Below are 9873 nucleotides of genomic sequence, written 5' to 3' on the forward strand. Positions count from 1 at the left end.
AGGAGCGCCCGTGCAGGAAAAGCCCAAACTGACCGACCGCCAGCAACAAATCCTCGATCTGGTGCAAAGCGCCATCGAGCGCACCGGCGCTCCGCCCACGCGCGCGGAGATCGCCGCCGAGCTCGGCTTCAAGTCGGCCAACGCCGCCGAAGAGCACCTGCAGGCCCTGGCGCGCAAAGGCGTCATCGAACTGGTGGGTGGCACCTCGCGCGGCATCCGCTTGAAGTCTGACACATTGCGCGCACTCAACGAGTCGCGCGGCAAGCAGTTCACGCTCCCGCTGCCCAGCCTGGCGCAGCTGTCGCTGCCGTTGATCGGCCGCGTCGCGGCGGGCAGCCCGATCCTCGCGCAGGAACACGTCGACCAGACCTACCTGGTCGAGGCCAGCATGTTCCCGCGCCGCCCCGACTACCTGCTCAAGGTGCGCGGCATGAGCATGCGCGACGCCGGCATCATGGACGGCGACCTGCTCGCCGTGCAGAAGGCCAGCGACGCCAAGAACGGCCAGATCGTCGTCGCCCGCCTCGGCGACGAGGTCACGGTCAAGCGCTTCCGCCGCTCGCGCGGCGTCATCGAGCTGATCCCGGAGAACCCCGACTTCCAGACCATCGTCGTGCAGCCGGGCGAGGAGTACTTCGAACTCGAGGGCCTGGCCGTCGGCCTGATCCGCAACAACATGCTGATGTGAGATGAGCGCCGCGCCCACGATCAAGGCCCCGAAGGCGGCCACGGCGGCGGAGTGCCGCGAACTGGAGCAGTTGCCCAACATCGGCCCCGCGCTGGCCGCCGATCTGCGCCTGATCGGCATCCGCACACCGGCCGAGCTGCGCGGCAAGGATGCCTTCGTGCTCTACCAATCGCTGTGTGCCGCCACCGGTCAGCGGCAAGACCCGTGCGTGCTCGATACCTTCATGGCCGCCACCGACTTCATGCGCGGCGCCCCCGCCGCACCCTGGTGGAAGTACACGCCGCAGCGCAAGGCGCTGTTCGGTCACGTCTGAGCGCTTGCGCAGCGGCCCGCGCGCTCAACGTTGCGGCAGCAGCAGCAGCGTGTGTTCTGCCACCCCGCCCCACACCGGCACGTAGTCGACCTTCGCCCAGCGCTCGACGAAGCTGCCATACAGCGGCGACAGCGCCAGGCCTGACTGGCCGGTGGAGTGCATGAATCGTGACTGCGCCGGGTCGCCGAGGTCGTAGATCGCGCGCAGCGACGGGCCATGCTCGTCGAGGTAGAGCTCGCCGGTGCTGCTGTCGGGTTTCAGGGTCACGCGTGACACGTTCACCGTGTAGGTGTCGCCGCCCACCGGCGCGCGCAGTTCGAACCAGCGCGCCAGGAACTTCACCTTGCTGAACGGCCGGTGCTCGCTGCGCGCCTGGTGGGCGCGGTCCCAGCGCCAGGCCGCCATGTCCGGCCCCTGCGCCGCCTGCAGTTCGCTCAGCGCCTGCGTCAGCGCCGCCGCATTCTGCTGCGCACAGGTCTCGGCGGCGGGCGTCGTCTTGTTGTCACACCACCAGGCGTCGTCACGCTCCATCACGGCCTCGAGCGCCTCCCGATAGGCGCGTGCACTGCCGGCCCAGACCTTCTCGCCGGCCTCGTCGGCGAACAGTCCCTGCGCGAGGTGGCGCGCCCAGGCCCAGAAGATCAGTGGCGCGGCCTTGTCGCCGGCCATGCGGCCGTCGAAGCCGGCCAGCTCGCGCTGCGCCGCAGCCGCCAGCGGATGCTCGGACGCCGCCCGGCGCAGCACCGGCAGCAGGCGCACGGCGGCCAGCGAGAGCTCGTCGCGCTGCATGGCCTGCATGTCGGCCATCGAATGCTTCTGCTTCGCCGTCAGCATCTGCTCGATGCGCTGCATGCGATAGGGCAGCGCCCATTCGCTGGTGATGTAGTGCGGATAGTCGGGCCCGTGGATGCGCTGGTTGGCAGTGGCGATCCAGCCGCGCGCCGGGTCGGCCTCGCGCGGCGTGGCCGTCGGGTCGAGGTAGCCCGCCCAATCGAAGCGCGCCTCCCAGCCGGGTGACGGCACCTGGCCCTTCAGCTCGTTGTCGGGCTTGCGCAGCGGCACCCGGCCGGCCGACACCATGGCGATGCGGCCGCTGCGATCGGCCACCACCATGTTCTGCATCGGCGCGACGTGGCGGGCTGTGGCGCGGATGAACTCGTCGACCGAGCGCGCCTGCGTCATGTCGATGGTGGCCTCCAGCGTGCCGGGGTCCGGGTCCAGCGCCGTCCAGCGCATCGCGATGGCATAGGTCGGCGTTCCGGCCGGGCCGGTCAGCCCCTCGCCGGCGGCGCCGTCGGAGATCACCGGGCCGTGGCGCGTCGCGCGGACGGTCACGGCCACGTCCGGCCCGCCCTTGACCTTGATCGTTTCCGCGAAGGTCTCGAACTTCTCCCAGCCCTGCGGCGTCTGGTAGCGGCCCGGATCGCCCGGCTGGATGCGTTCGAGGTAGAGGTCCTGCACGTCCGGCCCGGTGTTGGTGAAGCCCCAGGCGATGTGATCGTTCTGGCCGAGCACCACGGCGGGCAGGCCCGGCATGGTGGCGCCGGCCACCTTGCCCTGCGGCGTCTCGATGCGCACGAAGTACCACAGCGCCGGCGCACTCAGCTTGAGGTGCGGGTCGTTGGCCAGCAGCGGCGCACCCGTGGTGGTGTGCGAGCCGGCGAGAACCCAGTTGTTCGAGCCGACACCCTCGATGCCGGATTCCGGCGCAGCGGCGAGCGCCTGGCTGCCCAGGCTGCCATCGACCTTCAGGCTTCGGAACAGCGCCGCATAGTCGGCCGTGACCAGCGGCTTGTCGCCCGGGTACGGCGGCAGCAGTTCGTTGATGCGAGACACCGGCAGGCGCAGCGCCAGGCGCATGCGCTGCAGCTCGGTGGCCCAGTTGCCGCCCAGGTCCCAGGCCATCATGATGGCCCAGGCCAGGCTGTCCTCCGGCGCCCAGCTCTCGGGCTGCAGGCCGAGGATGACGAACTCCGGCGGCCGCGCCTTCATCTCGCGCTGGACGAAGGCATTGATGCCGGCGCTGTAGGCCAGCAGGCCCGCGCGGGCGCGCGGCTCGATGCGCGCCCACTGTGCGGCGGCCGCCCGCCTGACGCCGAGCGCGCGCAGGAAGCGGTCGGTCTCGAGCGCCGGCGCGCCGAAGGCCTCGGCCAGGCGGCCAGCGCCGATGCGCTTGTGCGTTTCGAGTTGCCAGAGCCGGTCCTGGGCGTGCACGAAGCCGAGCGCGAAGGCGGCATCTTCCTGGCTCCCGGCACGGATCGTCGGAATGCCGAAGGCGTCCCGCTCGATGCGCACCTCGCCGCGCAGTCCCGACAGCGTCAGCGCGCCGTCCGTCTGCGGCAAGGCCCGCGCACGGTAGACGGCCCACGTTGCCGCCATCCCGGCCGCGAGCACGAGCACGGCCAGTCCCCCCCAACGCATCCATCGCATGAGCCTGTCTCCGTCCAGTCTTGTTCTGCGCCGCACAGCTTACGCGAGAGCGTGAAATAGCAGCGCTTTGCCGCGCTTCTCCTTGCGCCACGCGCGACCACCAGGGTCCACACTGATCGCATCCCCGCATGTCGACGGGAAGCTCACCCACCATGCACTCGCCCTCGCACGACCATCACCCGACCGGCAGCCGCACGCGGCCCGCCCGTCTGGAAGTCTGCCCGCCGCGGCGGGGTCGGTCGGGCATGGACTGGAAGACGCGCGTCAAGCAGTGGTTCACCGCCAGCTGGACCGGCGGCGACTCGCGGGATACCGTCGGCAGTGAAGCGTCGCGCGCGCTGGCCTCGGCCCGGCAGGACTTCTTCGCAGCCACGGCCGATCTCGAACTGCCGGCCGCCGAAGCGCTGCTCGACCGCATCGAGTTCGCGCGTTCGCTGCGCGAGCTGTGGCACCTGCGCGCCGAGGTGTTTGCCCTGGTGTCGCTGGAACTCAGCCAGCTCGAGGCCGACCGCCGGCTGGCCCGGCTCAACGCGCACTTCCCCTCGCGCTCCCCGCGCTCGGGTTTCGGCGCCCTGTCGCCGGCAAAGGGCATGTGGCCCTGAACTGAGGGCTGCGGCACGCGAGGCCGCTCGGCGCGAACTCAGCGCGAACTCAGCGCCAGCTTCACCCCCAGCCCGACGAACACCGCCCCCGCAGCCCGCTGCAGCCAGGGCCCGATCCGGCCGCCTGTGCCGCCGCGCTGCGACAGCCCCGCGGCCACGCCGCTGGCCGCCAGTGCGACGACCAGGTTCACGCCGGTCCCGCCCAGGTTGAACAGCGTGCCCAGCACCAGCAGCGCGATCGCCTGGCCCGGCGCGCCGGCGTCGATGAACTGCGGCAGGAAGGCGAGGAAGAACAGCGCGACCTTGGGGTTCAGCGCGTTGGTCAACGCGCCCTGCCAGAACGGATTGCCGGTGGGCGGTGGCTCGGCGGCCGGTGCGGCCGGTGCGGCCGGCGTCGGCGGCTCGGCGCGCCGCGCCAGCAGCATCTGCAGGCCGACCCACACCAGGTAGCCGGCGCCGGCCCACTTGACGACGCCGAAGGCCAGGTCCGACGCCGCGAGCAACGCCGACAGCCCCACGGCCGCCAGCAGCGTGTGGAACAGGCAACCCGCGCCGACGCCCAGCGCCGCCAGCAGCCCGGCACGCCGGCCGCGCGCCGCGGCCGTGCCGGCGACGAACAACATGTCCGGCCCCGGCGTGAGGTTCAGCAGCAGCGCGGCGCCGACGAACAGCGCCACGTCGTGGACCGGCAGCCCGAGGCTCAACTCAAGGCCCCGAGGAAGTCGCCCTTGCCCAGGCCCACGCCGTTGTGGCGCAGCAGCCCGTAGGCGGTGGTGACGTGGAAGTAGAAGTTCGGCTGCACGTAGTGCTTCAGGTAGAACTCGCCCTTGAGCACGATGTTGCCGTCGCGGCGCGGCACGACGATGTCCTTCTCTTCGGAGCCGTCGATCGCAGCGGCCGGCACGGAGCTGATGAAGTCAACGGTCTTGCGGATGCGTTCACGCAGGTCGGCCAGGCTGGTCTCGTTGTCGTCGAACTTCGGCGACTCGACGCCGGCCAGCCGCGCGACGCCGAACTTGGCCGCGTCGCAGGCGATCTGGATCTGCTTGGTGAAGGGCAGCATGTCCGGCGCCAGGCGCGCGGCCAGGTACACGGAGGTGTCGAACTTCTTCGCCTGGGCGTGCGCCTCGGCCTTGTCGAGCCACTGCAGCAGGTGACCGAGCATGCGGGTGAACACCGGCACGCTGGCCGAGTACATCGAGATCGACATGGAAAGCTCCGTGGAAGGCAGGAAGCCGAGGATGCTAGCGGGCCCGCGCCCGGCGTGCACAATCGGGCGGGACAGCCCTCCGCCCCTGCCGCCGTGAACATCATCATCCTCGACGACTACCAGGACGCCGTGCGCAAGCTGCCCTGCGCCGCCCTGCTGGACTCGCTCAATGCCAAGGTCTTCACCAACACCGTCAAGGGCATCGGCCAGTTGTCGATCCGGCTGAAGGATGCCGAGGTGCTGGTGCTGATCCGCGAACGCACCCACTTCCCGCGCCAGCTGCTCGAGAAGCTGCCGCGGCTGAAGCTGATCGCGCAGACCGGCCGGGTCGGCTCGCACATCGACCTCGAGACCTGCACGCGCCTGGGCATCGCGGTGGCCGAGGGCACCGGCTCGCCGGTGGCGCCGGCCGAGCTGACCTGGGCGCTGATCATGGCGGCGATGCGCCGGCTGCCGCAGTACATCGGCAACCTCAAGCACGGTGCCTGGCAGCAGTCGGGCCTGAAGGCGGCGTCGATGCCGGCCAACTTCGGCATCGGTCTGGTGCTCAAGGGCCGCACGCTGGGCATCTGGGGCTACGGCAAGATCGGCCAGATGGTCGCCGGCTACGGCCGCGCCTTCGGCATGACCGTGCAGGTGTGGGGCAGCGAAGGCTCGCGCCAGCGCGCCGTGGCCGACGGCCACAGCGCTGCCGAGAGCTGCGAGCAGTTCTTCGAGAGCAGCGACGTGCTGTCGCTGCACCTGCGGCTGGCCGACAACACGCGCGGCATCGTCAAGCTCGACGCACTCTCGCGCATGAAGCCCAACGCGCTGCTGGTCAACACCTCGCGTGCCGAACTGATCGAGGAAGGCGCGCTGGTCTCGGCGCTCAACCGGGGCCGCCCCGGCATGGCCGCCGTCGACGTGTTCGAGAGCGAGCCGATCCTGCAGGGCCACCCGCTGCTGCGGCTGGAGAACGCGGTGTGCACGCCGCACATCGGCTACGTCGAGCAGGACAGCTACGAGCTCTACTTCCGCGCGGCGTTCGAGAACGTCGTCAACTTCATCCAGCAGAAGCCGACGAACATCGTCAACCCGGAAGCGCTGCGCGTGATCCGATGAGCGGCGCTTCGCCCGCAGTCAGGTGGGCCTTGCTGAGCGGCAACTTCGTCATCGGCTGCGGCGTGATGGTGGTGGCCGGCACGCTCAACGACCTGGCGCGTTCGCTGCAGGTGTCGGTGGCGCTGGCCGGGCAGTTGATCGCCATCGGCGCGGTGGTGATGGGGCTGTGCGCACCGCTGCTGGCCAGCTGGGTGGCCGGCTTCGACCGGCGCCGCCTGCTGACCTTCGCACTGGCCTGGTACGCCGTCGGCCATGCCCTGTCCGCGCTGATGCCCGACTACGCTGCTCTCGCGCCGGTGCGCGCACTGTGCATGCTCGGCGCTGCGGTGTTCACGCCGCAGGCCGCCGCCGCGATCGGCCACATGACGGCGCCCGAGCAGCGCGGCCGCGCCATCACCTTCGTCTTCCTCGGCTGGTCGCTCGCCTCGGTGGCCGGCATGCCGATCGCCGCCTGGCTGGGCGAGACCTTCGGCTGGCGTGTGGCCTTCGGCGCGGTGGCGCTGCTCGCCGCCGCTGCCGCTGCCTGGGTCTACGCCGCGATGCCTGACGGCGTGAGACCGGCGGCGCTGTCGATCGCCGCCTGGCGCGAGGCCGTCACCCACCCGGTGCTGATGGCGATCGTCGCCGTCACCGCGCTGCAGAGTGCCGGGCAGTTCACGCTGTTCTCCTACATGGCGCCCTACTACCGGCAGGTGCTCGGCGCCTCGCCGGCGCAGATCAGTTTGCTGTTCGCCTGGTTCGGCCTGTTCGGGCTGATCGGCAACGTGCTGCTGACGCGGCACATCGACCGCTTCGGCGCGGCGCGCAGCGTGGCACTCGCGCTGGCGCTGATCACGCTGTCGCTGATCGCCTGGCCGCTGGCCACCGGGTTCGCCACCATGGCGATCGTGCTGGTGCCCTGGGCGCTGGGCTGCTTCTCGACCAACTCGGCGCAGCAGGCGCGGCTCGGCCTGGCCGCCCCCGTGCTGGCACCGGCACTGATGGCGCTGAACACCTCGGCGATCTACCTCGGCCAGGCCATCGGCGCAGCCAGCGGCGGCGTGCTGCTGGCGCAATCGGGCTACACGTGGCTGAGTGGTGTCGGCGTGCTGTGGATGGCGGCGGCGATCGCCCTCAGTGCCTGGGCCGCAGCACGCGCAGGCAGGCCCGCATGAGCGAAACGATCGCACCGCGCTCGAGCACCGAGTTGTTCCTCGCCTTCAACCGCCTGGCGCTGCAAGGCTTCGGCGGCGTGCTGGCGGTGGCACAGGTCGAGCTGGTCGAGCGGCGGCGCTGGCTGACGCGCGAAGAGTTCGTCGAGCTGCTATCGGCCAGCCAGGTGCTGCCGGGGCCGAACATCGTCAACCTGTCGCTGATGCTGGGGGACCGCTGGTTCGGCTGGCGCGGGGCGATCGCCGCGCTCGGCGGCCTGATCGTGGTGCCACTGGCCATCGTGATGGCGCTGACACTGGTCTACGAACGTTTCTCCTCGGTGCCGGCGGTGGCCGGCGCACTGCGCGGCATGGGGGCCGTGGCCGCGGGGCTGGTGATGGTCACCGCCTTCAAGCTGGTCGGCACCCTGCGCAAGAACCGCCTCGGGCCGGGATGGTGCCTGGCGGTCGCGGCAGCGATCTTCGGCGCGATCGCGCTGGCACGGCTGCCGCTGGCGGGGGTGATCGGGACGCTCGGGCCGGCGGCCTGCGCCCTGGCCTGGTGGAAGCTGCGACCATGAACGGCCTGTCCTTCGCCGATCTGCTGGCGCTGACCGGCCACTTCATGCTGCTCAGCCTGCTGGCGGTGGGCGGCGCGATCACCACCGCCTCCGACATGCACCGCTACGTCGTCACCGAGCAGGGCTGGATCAGCGACGCCCAGTTCACCAGCTCGATCGCCATCGCCCAGGCCGCGCCGGGGCCGAACGTGCTGTTCGTGGCCGTGATCGGCTGGAACGTGGCCGGCGCCGCCGGCGCACTGGCCACGCTGGTCGGCACCATGCTGCCGTCGACGCTGCTGGTGCTGGCGGTGTCGCGCTGGGCCGCGCGGCGCCGCGAAAGTCACGCTGTACGCGCCTTCACCACCGGCATGGCGCCGCTGACGCTCGGCCTGCTGCTGGCCACCGGCTGGGTGCTGGCCGAGCCCTTCGTGCGCGTACCCGAGCAGCGCTGGGGCGCGCTGGCGCTGATCGCGGTCACGCTCGCCGTGATGCTGCGCAGCAAGCTCAGCCCGATGTGGCTGGTCGCGCTCGGCGCGGTGGTCGGTGCGCTCGGCGGGATCTAGAACCCGCGCGTCAGGCCAGCGCCCGATCGAGCAGTTCGGGCAGGCCGTCGAGTTCCTCGGCCACCGAGGCGGGCAGGCCGTCCCAGCCGGAGTCGAGCGACTGCGGCACCAGCACGTCGGCGCCGCCATCGGCCGTGCGCCGCACCTGCACGCTCAGCGGCACGTCGGGCGCCGAGTCGGCCGACGCCATCAGCACCGGCGTGCCGCCGACGCTGGAGCCGAGCACGATCACCGAGCCCTGCGGGCCGATCCGCGCGATCACCTCGTGGCCGTGCGCCCGCACGGCCGCCTCGATGCGCTGCATCGTCTCCTGGACACCGTACGGACTGTGGCGAAGCACGCGCATCGAGCCGGCGAGGCGCTCGTCGTCGAGCACACCACGACCGGTGCAAAGCGAGGCCATCACGACCGCGAGACTGCCGGTCATCCAGAGTCGGAAGGGGGTGCGCAGCGTCTTCATGCACGCACCCTACGCGCCGCACGTGTCAGTCGCAAGGCTTGCGGCGCTGCATCATGTAAAGAATCGAAAGCCCGGCCCTGAGCCAGGTCAAGCACGGTCACGCGCTCACGATCTCGCGCTCACTTGGTACCGAAGATCTTGTCGCCGGCGTCACCCAGGCCGGGGATGATGTAGCCGAGCTCGTTGAGGTGGCTGTCGACTGCCGCCGTCCAGCAGCGCACGTCCGGATGAGCTTTCTGCAGCGCAGCAATGCCCTCCGGCGCAGCGACCAGCACCAGCGCGCGCACGTCCTTGCAGCCGCGGCTCTTCAGCAGGTCGATGGTGGCGATCATCGAGCCCGCGGTGGCCAGCATCGGGTCGACGATCAGCGCGGTGCGCTCGTCGAGGTGGCCGACGAACTTCTCGAAGTAGTGCTCGGGCTGCAGCGTCTCGTGGTTGCGCGACAGGCCGACCACGCTGACCTTCGCGCTCGGGATCATGTCGAGCACGCCGTCGAGCATGCCCAGGCCGGCGCGCAGGATGGGCACCACGGTGACCTTGCGGCCCGCGATGCGTTGCACCTCGGTGGGGCCGCTCCAGCAATCGATGGTGGCGGCCTCGAGCGGGAAGTCGGCGGTGGCCTCGTAGGCGAGCAGGCGCGCCAGCTCGTGGGTGAGCTCGCGGAACTTCTTGGTCGAGATGTCGGCCTCGCGCAGCAGGCCGACCTTGTGCTTGACGAGCGGATGGCGGACGTCGATGACGGGCATGGCGTGAAGGGTGTTCGGGCGATGGCGGCAGTCTAGCGGCCGCCGCGGGTCAATCGAAGAGGCGCGG

General features: G+C 70.9%; 12 protein-coding genes. 7 read left to right on the plus strand and 5 right to left on the minus strand.

The annotated features are described in order from the left end of the window. Positions 1–10: 10 nt before the first annotated feature. Entirely contained in the window at positions 11–688 is a 678-nt protein-coding gene (gene lexA, locus AAG801_RS19530) for a transcriptional repressor LexA (protein WP_341889845.1), read from the plus strand. A 1-nt stretch (position 689) separates the two neighbouring features. Beyond that, the gene (locus AAG801_RS19535; protein ID WP_341889846.1) at positions 690–1001 is read left to right on the plus strand and encodes a helix-hairpin-helix domain-containing protein; all 312 of its coding nucleotides are present in this window, start codon (positions 690–692) and stop codon (positions 999–1001) included. A gap of 24 nt (positions 1002–1025) precedes the next feature. Here AAG801_RS19535 and AAG801_RS19540 read toward each other — a convergent pair whose 3' ends face one another. Next, complete coding sequence (locus AAG801_RS19540; protein ID WP_341889847.1) at positions 1026–3431, minus strand: penicillin acylase family protein; 2406 nt, start codon at positions 3429–3431, stop codon at positions 1026–1028. A 152-nt stretch (positions 3432–3583) separates the two neighbouring features. On the opposite strand from AAG801_RS19540, the gene AAG801_RS19545 reads away from it, so the two are divergent. Beyond that, complete coding sequence (locus tag AAG801_RS19545) at positions 3584–4033, plus strand: hypothetical protein (RefSeq protein ID WP_341889848.1); 450 nt, start codon at positions 3584–3586, stop codon at positions 4031–4033. Between the two features lie 38 nt (positions 4034–4071). Here the strand turns inward: AAG801_RS19545 and AAG801_RS19550 are convergent, their stop codons facing one another. Further along, positions 4072–4737: a LysE family translocator gene (locus AAG801_RS19550; protein WP_341889849.1), complete on the minus strand. Its 666-nt coding sequence runs from the start codon at positions 4735–4737 to the stop codon at positions 4072–4074. Beyond that, on the minus strand, positions 4734–5243 hold the full coding sequence (locus AAG801_RS19555; protein ID WP_341889850.1) for a DUF1993 domain-containing protein: 510 nt from the start codon (positions 5241–5243) through the stop codon (positions 4734–4736). Before AAG801_RS19555 ends, AAG801_RS19550 begins: the two co-directional genes overlap by 4 nt. 93 nt (positions 5244–5336) lie before the next feature. On the opposite strand from AAG801_RS19555, the gene AAG801_RS19560 reads away from it, so the two are divergent. The 4 genes from AAG801_RS19560 to AAG801_RS19575 are packed head-to-tail and all read left to right on the plus strand — an operon-like array spanning position 5337 to position 8600. Next, on the plus strand, positions 5337–6344 hold the full coding sequence (locus AAG801_RS19560; RefSeq protein WP_341889851.1) for a D-2-hydroxyacid dehydrogenase family protein: 1008 nt from the start codon (positions 5337–5339) through the stop codon (positions 6342–6344). Then, the gene (locus AAG801_RS19565; RefSeq protein WP_341889852.1) at positions 6341–7498 is read left to right on the plus strand and encodes an MFS transporter; all 1158 of its coding nucleotides are present in this window, start codon (positions 6341–6343) and stop codon (positions 7496–7498) included. Before AAG801_RS19560 ends, AAG801_RS19565 begins: the two co-directional genes overlap by 4 nt. Further along, positions 7495–8055, plus strand: coding sequence for a chromate transporter (locus tag AAG801_RS19570; protein WP_341889853.1), 561 nt, complete (start codon positions 7495–7497; stop codon positions 8053–8055). The genes AAG801_RS19565 and AAG801_RS19570 overlap by 4 nt, the downstream gene beginning before the upstream one ends. Further along, on the plus strand, positions 8052–8600 hold the full coding sequence (locus AAG801_RS19575; RefSeq protein ID WP_341889854.1) for a chromate transporter: 549 nt from the start codon (positions 8052–8054) through the stop codon (positions 8598–8600). Before AAG801_RS19570 ends, AAG801_RS19575 begins: the two co-directional genes overlap by 4 nt. Before the next feature lie 10 nt (positions 8601–8610). Here AAG801_RS19575 and AAG801_RS19580 read toward each other — a convergent pair whose 3' ends face one another. After that, entirely contained in the window at positions 8611–9060 is a 450-nt protein-coding gene (locus AAG801_RS19580; protein WP_341889855.1) for a hypothetical protein, read from the minus strand. A gap of 119 nt (positions 9061–9179) precedes the next feature. Beyond that, positions 9180–9806, minus strand: coding sequence for a uracil phosphoribosyltransferase (gene upp / locus AAG801_RS19585; RefSeq protein WP_341889856.1), 627 nt, complete (start codon positions 9804–9806; stop codon positions 9180–9182). Positions 9807–9873 lie beyond the last annotated feature (67 nt).

Source organism: Variovorax sp. YR752 (genome assembly GCF_943372545.1).

Coding starts and splice junctions, on each gene's coding strand:
- AAG801_RS19540 (WP_341889847.1), bottom strand. CDS start 3,431: ATGCGATGGATGCGTTGGGGGGGACTGGCCGTGCTCGTGCTCGCGGCC.
- AAG801_RS19555 (WP_341889850.1), bottom strand. CDS start 5,243: ATGTCGATCTCGATGTACTCGGCCAGCGTGCCGGTGTTCACCCGCATG.
- AAG801_RS19570 (WP_341889853.1), top strand. CDS start 7,495: ATGAGCGAAACGATCGCACCGCGCTCGAGCACCGAGTTGTTCCTCGCC.
- AAG801_RS19575 (WP_341889854.1), top strand. CDS start 8,052: ATGAACGGCCTGTCCTTCGCCGATCTGCTGGCGCTGACCGGCCACTTC.
- upp (WP_341889856.1), bottom strand. CDS start 9,806: ATGCCCGTCATCGACGTCCGCCATCCGCTCGTCAAGCACAAGGTCGGC.
- AAG801_RS19535 (WP_341889846.1), top strand. CDS start 690: ATGAGCGCCGCGCCCACGATCAAGGCCCCGAAGGCGGCCACGGCGGCG.
- AAG801_RS19580 (WP_341889855.1), bottom strand. CDS start 9,060: ATGAAGACGCTGCGCACCCCCTTCCGACTCTGGATGACCGGCAGTCTC.
- AAG801_RS19565 (WP_341889852.1), top strand. CDS start 6,341: ATGAGCGGCGCTTCGCCCGCAGTCAGGTGGGCCTTGCTGAGCGGCAAC.
- AAG801_RS19545 (WP_341889848.1), top strand. CDS start 3,584: ATGCACTCGCCCTCGCACGACCATCACCCGACCGGCAGCCGCACGCGG.